Annotated in this window: 15 protein-coding genes; 7 read left to right on the top strand and 8 right to left on the bottom strand. The window is 70.7% G+C overall.

The annotated features are described in order from the left end of the window. Positions 1 to 216 precede the first annotated feature (216 nt). On the top strand, positions 217 to 1,188 hold the full coding sequence (locus D7Y04_RS00360; RefSeq protein ID WP_120594304.1) for a PDR/VanB family oxidoreductase: 972 nt from the start codon (positions 217 to 219) through the stop codon (positions 1,186 to 1,188). A gap of 87 nt (positions 1,189 to 1,275) precedes the next feature. Next, positions 1,276 to 1,953 (top strand): RDD family protein, encoded by a 678-nt coding sequence (locus D7Y04_RS00355; RefSeq protein WP_120594305.1) that lies wholly within the window; start codon positions 1,276 to 1,278, stop codon positions 1,951 to 1,953. 39 nt (positions 1,954 to 1,992) lie between these two features. Here the strand turns inward: D7Y04_RS00355 and D7Y04_RS00350 are convergent, their stop codons facing one another. Next, positions 1,993 to 4,395 carry a serine/threonine-protein kinase gene (locus D7Y04_RS00350; RefSeq protein WP_121759219.1) on the bottom strand — a complete coding sequence of 801 codons (2,403 nt, stop codon included), beginning with the start codon at positions 4,393 to 4,395 and terminating at the stop codon, positions 1,993 to 1,995. Positions 4,396 to 4,742: 347 nt separating this feature from the next. Here D7Y04_RS00350 and D7Y04_RS00345 point away from each other — a divergent pair, with 347 nt between their 5' ends. The 3 genes from D7Y04_RS00345 (at position 4,743) to D7Y04_RS00335 (ending at position 8,439) form a co-directional block, all read left to right on the top strand. Then, the gene (locus D7Y04_RS00345; RefSeq protein ID WP_121757974.1) at positions 4,743 to 6,497 is read left to right on the top strand and encodes a S8 family serine peptidase; all 1,755 of its coding nucleotides are present in this window, start codon (positions 4,743 to 4,745) and stop codon (positions 6,495 to 6,497) included. Positions 6,498 to 6,715: 218 nt separating this feature from the next. Then, on the top strand, positions 6,716 to 7,120 hold the full coding sequence (locus tag D7Y04_RS00340; RefSeq protein WP_121757973.1) for a hypothetical protein: 405 nt from the start codon (positions 6,716 to 6,718) through the stop codon (positions 7,118 to 7,120). 155 nt (positions 7,121 to 7,275) lie between these two features. Further along, entirely contained in the window at positions 7,276 to 8,439 is a 1,164-nt protein-coding gene (locus D7Y04_RS00335; protein WP_120594337.1) for a cytochrome-c peroxidase, read from the top strand. A gap of 4 nt (positions 8,440 to 8,443) precedes the next feature. On the opposite strand, the gene D7Y04_RS00330 is transcribed toward D7Y04_RS00335, so the two are convergent. From D7Y04_RS00330 to D7Y04_RS00320, 4 genes are all read right to left on the bottom strand, one after another. Continuing rightward, entirely contained in the window at positions 8,444 to 9,880 is a 1,437-nt protein-coding gene (locus D7Y04_RS00330) for a M24 family metallopeptidase (RefSeq protein WP_121759218.1), read from the bottom strand. Between the two features lie 106 nt (positions 9,881 to 9,986). Then, positions 9,987 to 10,304 (bottom strand): hypothetical protein, encoded by a 318-nt coding sequence (locus tag D7Y04_RS44335; RefSeq protein ID WP_158627435.1) that lies wholly within the window; start codon positions 10,302 to 10,304, stop codon positions 9,987 to 9,989. Between the two features lie 465 nt (positions 10,305 to 10,769). After that, positions 10,770 to 11,870, bottom strand: coding sequence for a kelch repeat-containing protein (locus tag D7Y04_RS00325; protein WP_199749586.1), 1,101 nt, complete (start codon positions 11,868 to 11,870; stop codon positions 10,770 to 10,772). Between the two features lie 177 nt (positions 11,871 to 12,047). Then, complete coding sequence (locus D7Y04_RS00320; RefSeq protein WP_233601196.1) at positions 12,048 to 12,383, bottom strand: DUF2171 domain-containing protein; 336 nt, start codon at positions 12,381 to 12,383, stop codon at positions 12,048 to 12,050. 153 nt (positions 12,384 to 12,536) lie between these two features. Between D7Y04_RS00320 and D7Y04_RS00315 the strand changes: the two genes are divergently transcribed. Next, a complete protein-coding gene (locus D7Y04_RS00315) occupies positions 12,537 to 12,734 on the top strand; it encodes a hypothetical protein (protein WP_121757970.1) in 198 nt (65 codons plus the stop codon). A gap of 4 nt (positions 12,735 to 12,738) precedes the next feature. On the opposite strand, the gene D7Y04_RS00310 is transcribed toward D7Y04_RS00315, so the two are convergent. Next, positions 12,739 to 13,752 (bottom strand): ABC transporter ATP-binding protein, encoded by a 1,014-nt coding sequence (locus tag D7Y04_RS00310; RefSeq protein WP_121757969.1) that lies wholly within the window; start codon positions 13,750 to 13,752, stop codon positions 12,739 to 12,741. Between the two features lie 195 nt (positions 13,753 to 13,947). Between D7Y04_RS00310 and D7Y04_RS00305 the strand changes: the two genes are divergently transcribed. Then, positions 13,948 to 14,985 (top strand): oxygenase MpaB family protein, encoded by a 1,038-nt coding sequence (locus D7Y04_RS00305; RefSeq protein ID WP_121757968.1) that lies wholly within the window; start codon positions 13,948 to 13,950, stop codon positions 14,983 to 14,985. 1 nt (position 14,986) lies between these two features. On the opposite strand, the gene D7Y04_RS00300 is transcribed toward D7Y04_RS00305, so the two are convergent. Together D7Y04_RS00300 and D7Y04_RS00295 are read right to left on the bottom strand one after the other, a co-directional pair. Further along, positions 14,987 to 15,271 (bottom strand): DUF427 domain-containing protein, encoded by a 285-nt coding sequence (locus tag D7Y04_RS00300; RefSeq protein WP_121757967.1) that lies wholly within the window; start codon positions 15,269 to 15,271, stop codon positions 14,987 to 14,989. Positions 15,272 to 15,306: 35 nt separating this feature from the next. Beyond that, complete coding sequence (locus D7Y04_RS00295) at positions 15,307 to 16,134, bottom strand: alpha/beta fold hydrolase (protein ID WP_121757966.1); 828 nt, start codon at positions 16,132 to 16,134, stop codon at positions 15,307 to 15,309. Positions 16,135 to 16,237: the final 103 nt, after the last annotated feature.

Raw genomic sequence — 16,237 nt, 5'->3', positions numbered from 1 at the left:
CGGGGTGAAGGGTGGGGATGGATTCACGGCCGCGCCTACCCCCGTCCCCCTGGCCGCCGTGTCCGGACGGAGGGCAGCCGGGCGGCATGCCCCTTCTGTCCGGTATCGGTCGGAAAACCGCACCCGGCCCCACTCCCCGGGCGGCCCGGGAATGCACACCGTGCGCGGCCAGATCGGTCTCGCGCGGGCGGCGGGCAAGGGAACAGGGGCAATACCGTGACGACGAACACGCTGCGCCTCCGGGTGGCACGCATCACTCGTGAAGCGGAGGGCATCCAGTCCTACGAGCTCGTCTCCCAGGACGGCAGCCCCCTGCCCGAGTTCGAAGCCGGCGCGCACCTGGACGTGCAGGTGCCGGGCCTCAACGGCATGCGCCAGTACTCGCTCTGCAACGACCCGAGCGAGACGCACCGCTACGTCATCGCCGTGCAGCGCGACGCCAACGGCCGAGGTGGCTCCAAGGCGATGCACGAGAACGTCCACGAGGGCGACGTGCTCACCGTGAGCGAGCCCCTCAACGACTTCCCCCTCCTGTACGGGCGCAGCTACGTGCTCATCGCGGGCGGCATCGGCATCACGCCGCTCTTGGCCATGGCGCGCCTGCTGGAGCGCACGGGCGCGGAGTGGGTGCTGCACTACTGCACGCGCGAAGCGGACCGCACCGCCTTCCTGGAACTGTTGTCCACGCCGTCCTTCGCGGGCCGCGTGCATGTGCACCACGACGGGGGCGACCCCTCCAAGGGGCTGGACGTGCGGGCGCTGCTCGCGACGCGCGGCCCGGGCACCCGGCTGTACTGCTGCGGTCCGGCGGGCCTGATGAAGGCCGTGCGCGAGGCGGCCACGCTGCACAAGTGGCCCTGGGAGAAGGTCCACTTCGAGGCCTTCACCGCGGAGGGCACGTCCGCCACCCACGCGACCCCGGAGGAGGACTTCGAGGTGTCGCTCAAGAGCACCGGCCAGGTGCTGCGCGTGCCGGCCGGCAAGAGCGTGCTCAACGTGCTGCGCACCCACGGCGTGAAGGTGGAGAGCGACTGTGAGGCGGGCTCCTGCGGCACCTGCGTCACCCGCGTGTGCGAGGGCACTCCGGACCACCGTGACACGTTCTTCCAGCAAGAGCCCGCGGGAAATGCGCGAATGCTGGTCTGCGTATCACGTGCCCGGTCCAAGCGGCTGGTGCTGGATCTGTAGTGACACCCCCGGGCCCGACGTTTTGAAGCGCGCCTGTACGCGGCGGGCCGCCTATGCTCGCGCCCCGCTCGTACACGAGAGAGGCTGATGAGCGACGGGACGTTGTTCTCCATGGACACTCCGCCCACCGAGGCCCGGTTCCAGAACCGGCTCTGGGTGGCGGATGCATTGGACCTCACGGGCGCGGCGCTCGTGGGTTGGGGGGCGGTGCGCGCGGCGGAGTGGGTGTCCACGCCAGCGCTGCTGGGGTTCGCCATGGGGGTCGCCTGGGTGGTGCTGTCCTGCGTGGGCGGGCTGACGGGGCTCAGCCCGGGCCGTCACGCCCTGGGACTGAAGCTGGAGCGCGCGGAAGGACGGGCGCCCGGCCTGGGCGCGGGGCTGTTGCGCTCGCTCACCGCGCCGGTGGAGCTGCTGCTGCAGGTGGTGCTGCAACACCGGCCGCTGGATGCGCAGCTGGGCGTGCACGCGGTTGTGATTCCGGGCGGGATTCGTGGCTGGGCGCGGAGCCTGCCGCTGCCGCTCGTGGGGCTGGTGGTGCTGGCGGGCGCGGTGTGGAGCATCGTCACTCCCACGCGCCAGGAGATGCTCCAGTACCTGGACCGCACGCTGACCGGGTGGCACTGCTGCCACGGCACGCGCGAGGCCACCTGGCAGTGCCGCACGTCCCTGTCCCGCGCGGTGCGCAACGCGAACGGCGGCGACACGGAGGTCTCGGAGTTCCTGCGCAACGAGTGCCCCGTGGCCGCCACGCGGCTGGGGCCCTGAGACGTCACGCGAGCCGACGGAGGCTCGCGTCCTGGCGCTTCAGCGCTTGCGCAGCGCGAAGGTGTCCTCGCCCTCGTCGCAGTTCACCCACACGGCCTTATCCGGCACGGCGGGCAGCTTCTCGCTCACCTTGAAGTAGCGCTCCTCCACCTTGACCGTGTGCGTCTGGTAGGGCTCCAGCCGCGCCATCCGCGCCCCCCTCCGTCCGCTCAGGACGATGGCGCAGTTGTGCCAGGTCCGGGTGTCGGAGCTGATCACATAGAGAGTGCTGTTGAAGCTGCTCCCCAGGATGCCGTCGATCTCCGCGGTCCCCAGGAGACGGGAGCGCTCCACGGGCTTCGGCTCGGGCGGCGCGGCCTGCGGGGACTCGGCCACGGGCGTGGGCAGCGCCGGCCCTGACGGGCGCATGGCCATCAGCAGGAAGCGCGGCTCCTTCGCCGCGTCCGCCTCCGCGTCCAGTCGCAGGGTCATGCGCTCGCGGCTCGGGTGGATGGTCACCACGGTCGCCGTCCCCAGCACCGGACGCTTGCGGGTCCCCTTCTGGACGGGGCCCACCACCTTGAACACCGTGCCCGCGTTGATGCCGGACGGCACCGTCGCGTTCACCACGCGCTGGCCGCCGCCGGTCTCGCCAATCTTCGCCACGGCCATGCCCGCGGGCACCAGCTCGACCTGAGGCTGCGCGGGCCGCTTCGGTCCAGGGACGGGCTTCACCTCGGACGGAGCCTTCACCACCGGCGCGGGCTTCACCTCCGGCTCCCCCGCGCCCGCCACCACGCCCGCGTCCACCGCTGCCTCGGGAGGGGGCTCCTCGGGCGGAGTCACCGCGGGGAGCGGCTCCTCCACCTTCGGGGGCGCGGCGGCCACCACCGGCTCGGACGGCGGAAGCGTCTGGGGTGCCACGGGCTGCTCGGCCGTATTCGGGCGCAGCACGTAGGCGGTGATGCCCACGGAGGCGCCCACCAGCAGCAGCGCCGCCACGGCGATCCGCGCCACCGGCCTGCGAGACTCGGTCTGCGCCGGCAGCTGTCCGGACGTGCCCGCCAACCCGGCGCCCTGGGACGGCGCGGCGGCCAGGTGCACCGCCGTCGCACCCAGCGCGGCCGCGTCCACCTCGTCGGTGCTCCGCGCCACGCCACCGGAACCCGTCGTGCTCCGCGCCACGCCACCGGAGCCCGACGTGCTCCGCACGCCTCCCGAACCCGACGTGGGCAGGGCCACACCGCCTGAGCCCGATGTGCTCGGCGCCACGCCGCCAGAGCCCGAGGGATGGGACACGAACGTGCCCCCCGGCCCGAGCCCCGGCCCGTCCACGTCGATGCGCCCGGTGTTGGGCCTGTTCCCGGTGGACTCCTCGCCGGTCCCCGGCGCCGTGGCCTGGACATCCGCCGAGCCACTCCCGGAACCGCCGTACAGCCCCGTGCCCGAACCGCCCCGGGGCGCGGGCGACGGAGTTCTCCGCTCCCCGTGCACGCTGGACGTCAGCTTGCGCTGCTCGGCGAAGGCCTCCGGGCAGAGCGCGCGTACGAACTCGCCCGCCTCCTCCGCTCCAATGGGATTCCCCGAACGCAGCAGCTCCGCGTTGAGCGCCCGCGCGAACTCATCCGCCCGCGAGTACCGGTCCGTCGGCGACGGTGCCAGCGCGCGGCGCAGCACCGCCTCCAGCGACGGCTCCACGTCCGGACGGAAGTCCGCCAGCGGCGGCACCACCGGATGCGACATCGCCGCCATCATCTCGCCCACGGTGCCGTGGGGAACCAGCCCACGGCCCGCCAGCATCTCCCACACCACCACCGCGCAGGAGTAGATGTCGCTGCGATGGTCCAGCGGCTCGGCGCGGACCTGCTCCGGGGACATGTAGCCCAGCTTCCCCATCACCGTGGACGGCAGCGTGTACTTGCTGCGCGCGGTGGACTTCGCGAGGCCGAAGTCGATGACCTTCACCTCGCCCTCGTACGACACCATCACGTTGTGCGGGGACACGTCGCGGTGGACGATGCCCAGGGGCTCGCCGTCCGTGCCCGTCTTGCGGTGCGCGTACCCCAGGCCTTCCGCCATGCGCTGGCCGATGTAGAGCGCCACCGGCGCCGGCACCGCCCGCCCCTGCACCCGGGCCTGCTCCAGCAGATAGCCCAGGTCCACGCCCGCCACGTACTCCAGGGCCATGTAGTAGGTGCCGTCCGCCTCGCCCATGTCGTACACCTGGGCGATGGAGGAGTGGACGAGGTGCACCAGCACCTTGGCCTCGTGGTGGAACCGGTCCAGGAACTGCCGGTCCTTCACCAGCCCCGGCAGGATGGTCTTCACGATGCAGGGCTTTTCGAAGCCCGCCGCCCCGGACAGCTTCGCCAGGTACACCTCTCCCATGCCGCCCTGGCCCAGGAGGTGGACGAGCTCGTAGCGCCCGAAGAAACGGGGGGACTCTGTGGGTGCGGTGCTCATGGCTTCGGCTCCGGAGCGCAGCATGGACTCCCCCATGGAATCAAGCCGCGCACGTCGCGCCACCCCTCCTTGCCAGCCTTCGGACACCCCCGGCGCGAAAAAGAGAAAGTCCCGGGGCCAACGGAATTCCCGAGCCTGTGTTCCGACTGACAACAGGTCTGTTGTGCACCCGCGCACGTCCGGGATGCACCCGGGGCCTGGAGACGATGCGAGTCAGCCTGGGGATGCGTTCCCTCATCGCAGCACGCCGCTTCCTTCCTCTGTGAGGGGGGCGGGCACCTCCCGGTCCTCCGCCATGTAGGGGGACCGCCCTCAGGAGGGGCGTCCTGCTTGGAAGGAGTCGCATCATGAGGCTTTGGACATTCGTCGGATTGCTGGCGCTGGCCGCATGTGCGCCGGAGTCGTCCCCTCGCACCTCCGCGCAGGGCCAGGTGTGCCCGGGTGTCGTCGCAGGAGGGATGACGGTCCGCCAGGGGCTGGATGGAAACCTGCCCTCCCGGGTGCAGGAGGACGGGCGCGAGCCGGTCATCATCCGCTTCCGCCGGGGAGACCGCACCCAGGCCTCGGGCGTCACGGCGTCCGGCGCCAGCTTCACGGCGAGCACCGGCGCGAAGGTGGGCGCCGTCTACCGCAACATCCCCGCGGTGGCCGCGCGCGTGTCGCCCCAGGAGCGGCTCCTGCTGGAGCGCAGCCCCCTGGTGGAGAGCATCGAGGCGGACCAGATCTGGTCCGCCCTGGGCCTGACGCCCGGGCTGCTCGCGCCGCTGCCGCGCCAGGTGACGGCCGTCACGCCCATGCCGGGGGACGAGTACACCGAGGGCCTGAACCTGGTGCAGGCCCCGGACGTGTGGGACGCGGACCGGGACGGCGTGCTGGACGTGGGCGCGCCCACGGGCGAGGGCGTGCGGGTGTGCGTCATCGACAGCGGCCTGGACATGGACCACCCGGAGTTCCAGGGCGCGGTGGCGGGAAGCCACGACTTCCTGGATGAAGACGACGACGCCAATGACCGCGGCCCCCAGGGCCAGTGGGGCCAGGGCCACGGCACGCACGTGGCGGGCATCATCGCGGCGCGCATGGGCCAGGGCGGCGACACCGGTCCCCGAGGCGCGCCGGGCGGCATGGTGGGCGTGGCGCCCCACGCGTCGCTGCTCATCGCCCGCGTGCTGGACCTGTCCGGGCAGACGCAGATGAGCGTGGTCCTCTCCGCCATGGAGTGGTGCGAGTCCCAGGGCGCGCGCGTCGTGTCGCTGTCGCTGGGCGGTGGCAACCCCACGCGCAGCACGGTGGAGGCGTTCCGCGCGCTGGCGGATCACGGCCTGCTGGTGGTGGCGGCCGCGGGCAACCAGGGCGGCCCGGTGCTGTACCCCGCGTCCGACCCGTCCGTGCTCGCGGTGGGCGCGGTGGACGCGAACGAGCGGCGCGCGAGCTTCTCCAACATGGGCGCGGACCTCTCGCTGGTAGCGCCCGGCGTGGACGTGCTGTCCACCTTCCCTCGGGGCCTGGGCGCCTCCGCGGAGATGTCCCTGGATGACACGTCCCCCATGTCGCGCTCGCTGCTGTACTCGCCCACGGGTGACACCGCGGGGCGGCTGGTGGACTGCGGCCTGGGGGATTCGCTGGCCGCGTGTCTGGGCGCCACCTGTGACGGCTTCGTCGCCTACGTGCGGCCGGGCGCGGTGCCGGTGTCGGAGGCCATGGCCAACGTGATGATGCAGGGCGCGCGCGCCGTCGTCTTCGGCTCCGACGACGCCCCCGCGGGCGGCGCGGTGGACATCCTCTCCCTGCCCCGCATCGGCCGCTGGGCCCCCGCCGTCAGCGTCAACCAGGCCGCCAGCACCGTGCTGCGCGAACGGCTGGGCGCGGACGCGCGGCTGTCGCTGATTCCGGTGGACTACACCCACGTCTCCGGCACCTCCATGGCCGCGCCCTACGTGAGCGGCGTGGCCGCGCTGCTCTGGAGCGCCCGGCCGGAGCTCACGCCACAACAGGTGCGCGACGCCATGGAGTCCTCCGCGCGCGACCTGGGCATCGGGGGCCAGGACCCCGTGTTCGGCCACGGCCTGGTGCGCGCGCGAGACGCCCTGCACCGGCTGCCGTGACGCACTCACTTCTCAATTCATGGGAGACGTAAGCAGCGCATCACGGACGCGGAGCGTGGCTGTTGGGGAACCAAAAAACGCTCCGCGTGATGAAATCGAGAATGCGCTGCTGCGTGGAATGAATGCGCGCCGGAATTGTACGTGGCGCGCGCCAATGGCTGCCGGGAAGGCGGCCAACCCGGCGCGAAAAACATCTCATTCTTGAATTGAGGATATCCATGTTTCGAATTGCTGTTGCCGCCCTCGTCGTTGCCGCCACGGGTTGCGCCTCTTCGAGCGGCGCGGCGGCCTCGGGTCGTGCGGGCAACGCCACGGTCACGGGCAGCGTCGCGTACCCCGCGAGCGGCCTGCAGGGTGATCCGTGCACGTCGGTCGGGGTGAAGGTGACGGAGGGTGACGCCGTGGCCCTGGGCCGGGGCGAGGTGAAGCAGAGCCGCAACAACCGTTGCAGCTACAACGTCAGCGCGCTGCCGGAGGACAAGGAGCTGAACGTGGAGCTGGTGCTGGACGCGGGCCTCAAGTGCGCCAACGGCGCGGCGCCCACGGTCAGCCCGGGCCCCACGAAGATGAAGATCGCCAAGTACTCGGCGCCGGTGGTGAGCTTCAAGCTGGCCTGCGAGTAGCGCTCCCGAAGTCCCGTTGAAGTGCTTCACGCCGTGAAGGCCGGGGTGAGCCCGCGAAAGGGGTCCCCGGCCTTCGTGCGTGGATGGCCGCATGCCCGGCGGGGGGACAGGAACCATTGATTGCTGAACACAAGGGCGCGAAGCTGCCTCGGCCCATGACTGGTTTCCGTCCGCGTACCGCCGTGCTCGCCCTGGCCCTGCTAGGGGCGGGTTGCGAATCCGAAGTGCCCTTTCCGACCGAAGACGAGCTGGACCAGCTAAGCGCCCTGCACACGCAGAGCGTGAAGCCGGAGGCGGACCCCACCAACAAGTGGGCGGACAACGCGGACGCGGCCTCACTGGGGCAGCGGCTGTTCGAGGACCCCAAGCTGTCGCGCTGCGGGACGGTGTCCTGCAAGAGCTGCCACGCGGGTGAGTCCTACACGGTGGAGACGGCGACGGCGGAGGGCTGCGGAGGCCACCAGTCCGAGCGCAACCCGCCCAGCCTGTTGAACGTGGGCTACAGCCGCTGGTTCATGTGGGACGGACGGGCGGACCGGCTCTGGTCGCAGGCGGTGCTGCCGCTGACGAACCCCATCGAGATGGACTCGGACGCGACGGTGGTGCGCACGCGGCTGTCCGAGGAGCCCACGTACACGGCGGGGTACACGCAGCTGTTCGGCAAGGCGCCCGCGGACGAGTCGGACCCGGACCGGCTGATGGCGAACCTGGGCAAGGTGCTGGCGGCGTACCAGCGCACGCTCAACCGCACCGACGCGCCCTTCGACGCGGACGTGCGGCGCTTCCTGCAGGCGGTGGAGGCGGGCACGCAGGAGAAGGACCCGGCGTACCTGGGCCTGAAGACGTTCGTGCGCAAGGGCCAGTGCGTGGTGTGCCACAAGGGCCGCTCGCTGTCGGACGACAAGTTCCACAACCTGGGGTTGAAGGACACGGGCGCGGGGCGGCGCGGGCAGGCGGACGTGGTGGACACGCTGGTGTCCTGGCCGCTCAACGCCGCGGGCCCCTACAGCGACGCGCCGTCGGGCATCGACGCGGCGCGGTTGCCCACGCTGAAGGCGCAGGCGCAGAGCAAGCCCACGGAGGTGGAGGGCGCGTTCCGCACGCCCACGCTGCGCAACGTGGCGCTGAGCGCGCCGTACATGCACACCGGCGCGGAGAAGACGCTGGAGGACGTCATCGACTTCTACAACGAGGGCGGCGACGCGGCCGGCACCTTCGTCGGCGTGCGCACGGAGACCATCGTCAAGCTGGACCTGAGCAGCGAGGAGAAGCAGGCGCTGGTGACGCTGCTCAAGTCCATGACGGGCGCGGCGAAGTAGGCCTTTAGCGCACCAGGTGGAAGGACGTCTGACGCTGGAAGGCCCAGTGCACGGCGCCTTGCGAGTCCACGACGACGTCCTCCTCCTGGGCGGAGCGCACGGGCTGGTCCTTCCACTCCGGCACGGGGCTCGTCGCCTGCAGCTCGATGGAGAACCACGAGTCCGGCATCACCTTGTGCTCGCCGTTGCCGGGCACGCCCTCCTGCCGGTCCCACATGCCAATCATGGGGCCGGCGCCGTGGCCGTGCAGGCCAATGGGGTGTGAGTACACGCTGCCGTTGATGCCCTCCGACTTCATGCGCGCGAGCGAGGCGCGCAGGACCTCGTTGCCGGTGCGGCCCGGCTTGATTTCACCGGTGACGATATCCTGGAGCCGGTTGGACGCCTTGAGCGCGGCCCTGAGACCTTCGGGGGCGTCCGTCTCGCCGTCGCGCAGCACGTAGCCCATGTGTTGGGTGTCGGTGTTGAGGCGGAGCGCGGTGACGCCGAAGTCGCAGTGGAGCACGTCGCCGCGCTGGATGACGGGGTTGTCGCCCAGCTGTTCGTCGGTGGCGCCCTGGCGCTGCACGTCCACGTCCGGCTGGAACCAGGTGTCCAGGCCTTCGTCGGCCAGGCGCTGGCGCATCCACCACTCCACGTCCTGGGTGGTGGTGGTGCCGGGGGTGATGACGGCGTTGGAGAAGGCGGTCTGGATGAGGTTCCAGGCGTACTTCTGGAGGTCGGCGTAGAAGCGGACCTCGTCGGCGCTGCGCCAGCCGAGCACGTCCAGGGGCAGGCCGCCGGCGGGCTTGAGGCGCTTCGTCCAGGTGGGGCCCAGGGCCTGGGCCATGCCTTCGTATTCGCCGTGGGTGAGGCCGTCCGCGAAGGCGATGGCGGGGGACACGTCGATGGCGATGGAGTCCGGCTTGCGCTCCTCCACGACCTGCTTGAGGAGCAGCCACTGTTCGGGGCCCAGGAGCTCCGCGGCGCGCTGCGAGCCGCCACGGTCGACCATCATGGGAGCGCGGCGGGCTTCATAGAGGCCGCCCTGGGTGCTGCCGCCGAGCGCCAGCCGCTCCACGCCCTTGTCCGCGCCGCAGTCGAAGAAGACGTAGATGGTGCGGCGGCGGGCGGCGAAGGTGGTGGGAGAGACGAGCGCCTTGAAGACGGGGTCCTCGTTGTACTCGCGCATGGGGACGACCCACATGCGCACGCCGTACTTGCGCATGAGCTGGGGCACGCCGGTCTCCAGCCGTTCCTTGAGCCACGCCTGCTGACGCACGGACTGTTCGCGCAGCGTGCCGAAGGGGCGCACCGGCGCGGCGGGAGCAGCCGGAGCGGCGACGGGAGCGGCCGGAGCGGCGGCAACCGGAGCCTCGGGCTTCGAGGGGGCGGCGGGCGCGGTGGCGCAGGCGGAGGAACAGACGAGCGGGACGACGAGCAGGTGTTTCCAGGAGCGCATGGGCGCGCAGTCTGTCACGCGCCCTGTCGCGCCGCGCGGCGCAAAAGGCCTCCAGGAGCCGCCGTTGTCAGCCATTCGAGGAAAAGCCAGACACACTGTCCTGGCTTCACTTCGAATCCGTGGAGCCTGGAGGTGTGGCGCGAGGACTGACCTTGCGCAGCTCGTGGAAGTGCTCGCGAACGAACCGCGCCGCGTTGAGCAGGGCATCCACAGGACCGACGCCCACCATGCTGACGGTGATGGGCACCGTGTGGCCGATGATCAGCGGGCAGTACCAATCTCCGTTGGCATCCTGGGGGATGGGCGCGGGCCGGCCCAGGGTGACGCGGGAGACGTGCTGGTGTCCGTGGTCATCCTCGAAGGACCAGTAGTCGTCGGCCACGGGGTCGCTGATGGACGCGAGGTGCGGAGGGCCAGAGTTCATGGACAGCTCCTTACCCTTCATCCGGAGGGCAGGCGGTGGAATGCGAAACGCAGGCGTTGATGCGCGAGCACATACCCTTGCATGCCGCCTTCGAGCCTTGGACAACGGACCAGCAGAGCTGCCGCTGCCAGGTCTCGGCGAGGCCCCGGCAGTATGACTCCAGGGCCGCGCCTCCCGCGTCGCAGGCCTTGAAGCAGGAGTCCAGATCGAACGTTCCGGGCGTGGACGCAGGCGGAGGAGCGCAGCCTTCGGGGTTCAGCGCGCAGAAGCTTCCGGGTCCTCGCGCATGATCCGCTCGAAGCTCGGTAGGAGGTGCGGAGGCGCATCCCCCGCCAAGGAACATCACGAACACCAAGAGGCCGGGAGTGATGTCGATCATTCCACGGGGCATGCGGCATCGTCCCACTCTCCCGTGAAGTCAGCACCACCCACCAGTCCGAGCCATCTGTCTCACTACGAACAAGACTACTCTTCCGGCATGACCTGGGCCACGGCGGGAGCGGGGACGTATTCCTCGCTCGTGGCCAGGGTGCCCAGTTCGTTCACTCCGCCCACCACCAGCACCGTGCCCCGGCGCAGCCACAGCGCGCCGGCTTCGCCTCGCGGCTCATGCAGCGTGGGCGCCTGCGTCCAGAGGCTCTTCGCCGGGTCGAAGCGCTCCGCGGAGTCCAGCGTGCCTCTTGAGGAGTGCTCACCGCCCACCACCAGCACCGCGCCCTCCGCGGTCAGCAGCGCCGCGTGATGCTCGCGCGGCACCGCCGGGGCCTCCACCAGCTCCCAGGCGTTGCGCTCCGGCACGTACACCTCCGCCGTCCTCGCCGCCTGCGTCGTGGTGCCTCCCACCACCAGCACGCGCCCGTCCGGGAGCAGCGTCACGGTGTGCCCCAGCCGGTGCGTTCCCGCCGCGCCGCCCACCGCTCCCGCCTTCTCCCAGTGGCCCGTCGCCGGGTCATACAGCTCCGACTGCAGGCCGCTCGCGAAGAGCACCTTGCCCGTGCGCAGCACCACCGCCGTCCCCGCGCCGCCTCGCGCGTACGCGGGCGCCTCCGCCGCGCTCCACGTCGCCGTCACCGGATCGAACAGCTCCGCCGAACGCACCGGCCGCAGGTCCACGTCCGTGCCTCCCGCCACCAGCACGCGCCCGTCCGGCAACACCACCACCGCCGGGTCGTTGCGCGCCTCGCTCATGGGCGACGCTTGCGTCCACACGCCCGTGTCCGGCGCGTACAGCTCCGCGCTCGCCAGCGCGCCCACCGTCACGCCGTTGGAGCCGCCCACCACCAGCACGCGCCCATCCAGCAGCCGCACCGCCGCGTGGTTGCGCCGCGCCGTGCGCAGCGCTCCCGTGGACCGCCAGTGCCCCGTTTCCGGGTCGAAGACCTCGCAGCTGCCCAGCGTGCGGTTGCCGTCATGCCCTCCCGCCGCGAGCACCCGCCCGTCGTCCAACGCGAGGTAGGGCAACAGCCGCCTCGGCGTGGACAACACGCCCGGCACTGGCGCCTCCACGCCGCCCGCATCGGCGCGCGGCGCGGGCCCGCACGCGAACACCACTCCCAACCACAGCATCGTGACGCAAGAAGTCGAAAACCGTCGCATGGCCCCACCGGGACGTCGGGTCGAGGGGTCCGTTTAACCCGCCGGTCTGACACCCAGGCTCACTCGAGACCCTGTGATTCCAGGCCCTTGCCCTGCCCTCCGGGTTGGAAATCCCGAAGTCCCGGAGGCGCGCCGGGCCTTACCGCATCAGTGCCTCATGGGACCCACGGGGTCGTTCGCGGGCTCCGCTTCCAGGCCCTCGCTGTGGCGCGGCGGCAGGGCTCCGCCGTCGTCGTCCTCCTCCAGCGTGAGCTGCGAGTGGTCCGCCGGCTTGAGCAGGACTTCATCCCCGCTCACGGCCTCCACATCGCTGTACTCGACCAGGTAGTCGCGCCGGGGAATGGGCACCAACCCCTGCTCCAGCTCGAAGTGCGTGTCGCCCACACCCGCCACCCGGCCCAGCTGCTGTCCGTCGGCGGTGCACACCGACATGCCTTCGCGCACCTCTCCCGCGTGAATCATCGCGTCGCTCCTCGCGCTCATGGGGTCCTCACCAAGAGTGGGGTCGCTCCCGCCGCCGTGCGCGATGTGACAGGCAGCCCGGTGGGCCCTCGGGCCGCCTTCTTCCACGCCTGTGTGCCTGCCCTGCGCGCGGCCCCGTCGCGCGGTGCCTAACGTTGCCTCAAGGAGGCCCCCATGCTGCTGGAACTGTCGAACGACGAATCGCGCGTGCTGAAGGACGCCGTGGATTCCGCACTGAACACGCTGCTGGATGAAATCGCCCACGCGGATCAACGCGAGCACAAGGAAGCGCTGCACCAGCGCTACGACCGGCTCGCCGCCCTCCAGCGCCGGCTGGAACCCGTCGTGGAGAGCGAACAGGTCTACGCCTGACTCATCACACCGCGAGCCCCGTCTTCGCGTCGAACCGGCGCAGGTAGCGCGCGTCGTGGCGCAGCCACACCGTGTCTCCGCTCGCGGCGCGGAAGTCCCCGGGCGCCCGCGCCACCAGGCGCTCGCCGCCTGTCTCCACCGTCACCCAGACCTCCGCGCCCATGGGCTCCACCAGGTACACGCGCCCCTCGCGCGCGCCCTCCGGCATGGCGCCCTGCCCTACCTGCAGGTGCTCCGGCCTCAGGCCCAGCACCGCGTCACCTTCGGACAGGCCCAGCGTCTGGGGCTTCACCAGGTTGATGCGCGGCGAGCCGAAGAAGCCCGCCACGAAGAGGTTCGCCGGCGCGTCGTACAGCTCGCGCGGCGGGGCCACCTGCTGCACCTCGCCCTGGCTCATCACCACCACGCGGTCCGACAGCGTCATCGCCTCCGCTTGGTCGTGCGTGACGTAGATGAACGTGGCCTTCAGCTGTTCGTGCAGCTTCTTGATTTCGCCGCGCATCTGCGTGCGCAGCGCCGCGTCCAGGTTGGACAGGGGCTCGTCGAAGAGGAACACCTTGGGCCTGCGCACCAACGCGCGCCCCAGCGCCACCCGCTGCCGCTGCCCACCCGACAGCTCCTTCGGCCGGCGCGCCAGCAGCGCCTCCAGCCCCAGCACGCCGGACACCTCGCGCACGCGCGCGTCGACGTCCTTCGCCCCCATCCCCGCCACCTTCAGCGGGAACGCCAGGTTCCCCGCCACGTCCAGGTGCGGATAGAGCGCGTAGCTCTGGAACACCATCGCGATGTCCCGCTCGCGCGGCGACAGGCCGTTCACCAGCTGCCCGTCGATGCGCAGCTCTCCGCCCGACAGCTCCTCCAGCCCGGCGATGAGGTTCAACGTCGTGGACTTGCCGCACCCGGACGGGCCCACCAGCGACACGAACTCGCCGTCCGCGATGTCCAGCGTCACGCCCTTCACCGCCGCCACCCCACCCCGGTACACCTTGCGCACGCCCTGCAGGGACACCGTCGCCAAGGCTCCGCTCCTCCACTCAGGGCCACGCCCCGCGAAAGGCCCCAGCATCGCCGCTCGCGTCCGCCCGCGAAGCCCCATCCCCACGTGCCCCGTCACATCCCCTACGTGTCGGGTTTTCCATGGCGGGCGGTTTGTTACAGGTTCAACAGTTCTCTACACTCCGCCGGGAACGCCGTCCGCCGGAGCGCCCGCCCCATGCCCTTCATCTTCCGTGGTCAGAACCTGGACGCCATCCTGGGCGACCCGCTCAACGCGGCCAACAGCCTGTTCAGCATCATGAACGCGGCGGAGCCGGAGCTGCTGCAGGGGCTGCGGACACACTGGACGAAGCATGTCAGCACCGTGACCGCCTTCCAGGGGTGGCGGCCCGCGCTGAAGGCCTTCTCCGACATCACGGGCTTCTGGGGCAACACGTACAGCGACCACCGGCTCGCGAAGGTGCTCTATGACCACGACGCCACTGCGACCGCGGCGGTGACGGGCGCGCAGTCCGCCGCGCAGTTCCTCCGCGACTTCGAGGCCGCGCGAGACGAGGCCTTCTACGTCTTCTTCCAGGCCACGTCCGTGAACCAGCTGGCGGGCGTGTCCTTCAAGGCCACGTACTACCACAAGGACGTGTCCGCGCTGTTCGAGCAGCGGCGGCACAGCAAGATCAAGGCCGTCGTGTCCCGCCGGGTCATCGAGACGGCGCAGATCATGCTGCGCATCCTCTACGGCAACATGAACATGGGCTGGGGCAGCATCTACAGCACGCGCACCCTGGCCACGACGCTGCTACTGGCGCAGATGCACAACGTCGCGCTGAGCCACTACCAGTCCCATCACACGGGGCGGGACCGTTGCTACAACCAGAGCGCGGTCGCGTTCACGCTGCTGACGTTCTCCCACGTCGTCGCGCAGGCGTGGGTGAACAAGGGCTACGAGTACAACGAGCAGCGCTGGTACTCCTTCTGGAAGCTGCTGGGCTCGCTGCTGGGCGTGGACACGCGCCTCATGGCGGACGACCACACGGAGGCCGCCACGCTGTGGAACCTCTTCTTCGCCCGGGGCGAGTGCTTCGGAGGCCCGAGCGCGCCCGCCCCCACGGTCATGGACCCCGACCGCATCGATGACGAGCTGTGGAACGGCTACTCCGTGCAGCCGGAGGCGAACCTGCTCCAGTGGGTGCCCGCCTTCATCGTCACCCAGCTGCGCAACAGCCTGCGCTGGGGCAAGTACCTCACCGGCCTCTGAGTCAGCGCTCCACCGTCACGCCCTTCCAGAAGGCCACGTAGCCCTGGATGTTGGACGCGGCCGGCTTGGGCTCCGGGTAGTACCAGGCCGCGTCGGCGTTCGTCTTCCCGTCCACCTCCACCGAGTAGTAGCTCGCCTCGCCCTTCCAGGGGCAAGTGGTGTGCGTGGCGCTGGGCTTGAAGTGCTCGCGCGCCAGGCTGTCGGGCGGGAAGTAGATGTTGCCCTCCACCGTCTCGTAGGTGTCGCTCTTCGCGAGCACCGTGCCGTTCCATTTCGCGACTGGCATGGGGAAACCCTCCTGGAGTGCTGGTTAACGGCGAGTCAACCCGCGTGCGCGGCCTGGTTGGACGCGTGCTGCGTGAGGAAGGGGGCGAGCTCCGCGTTGACGAGCGCCGGCTCCTCCACGGAGGACGAATGGCCTCCGCGCGACAGGCGCACCAGATGGGAGCCGGGAATGAGCGAGTGGATGCGCTCCGATTTGGCGGGCACTGTCGCACGGTCCTCGTCCCCCACGATGACGAGCGTGGGCGTGCGGATGCGCGGCAGCTCCTCCGTGATGGCCTTGCGTTTGATGACGCCGTTGACGGCGCGGTAGATGTCGCGGCGGTTGCCTGTCAGGCGCGTTCGCCACAGCGCCCGCTCCTCCGCGCGGCCCGGGTCGGAGAGGAACGACGCGCCGAACATGATGCGCATCACCGCGGTCGCGACGGGGGCCAGGCCCACGTAGCGGGCGACGAGGTTGAGCGCGGTGTAGCGCGGCACGTTGGCGATGGGCTCGGGGTCCGCGGACGTCTCCAGGAGCACCAGCGAGCGCAGCAGGTCCGGCCGGCGCGCCGCGAGCCGCATGCCCACGAAGCCGCCCATGGACAGGCCCACGAAGTGGACGGGCGCCACGCCCAGGGACTCGATGAGCGCCACCGCGTCCGCGTACACCGTCTCCACGTCGATGGCGGACTCGGGCGGCACGTCGCTCTGGCCCTGACCCCGGTGGTCATACGAGATGCAGCGGAAGCGGCCGCGCAGGGCCTCCACCTGTGGGTCGAACAGCCGGGTGCTCCAGAGGAGCCCGTGGCTGAAGAGCACCACGTCTCCGGAACCGCCAGTGTCCTCGTAGTACAGCCGGGTTCCATTCACGGACCGCATGGGCATGGGCACGGCCTCCCTTCGCTCAAGTGGGGGACCCTAATCCAGGGCTCGCCAGGACCGCAGCCCTCCCTGGGAGGTCATTGTCCACTGGAGGAGAAGGGCTTGC

Origin of the sequence: Corallococcus sp. AB038B, assembly GCF_003668955.1 — a bacterium.
Taxonomy (GTDB): Bacteria; Myxococcota; Myxococcia; order Myxococcales; family Myxococcaceae; genus Corallococcus; species Corallococcus exiguus.
Note: the sequence above shows the minus strand (reverse complement) of the source record. Positions and strands in the feature narration are given on the sequence as shown.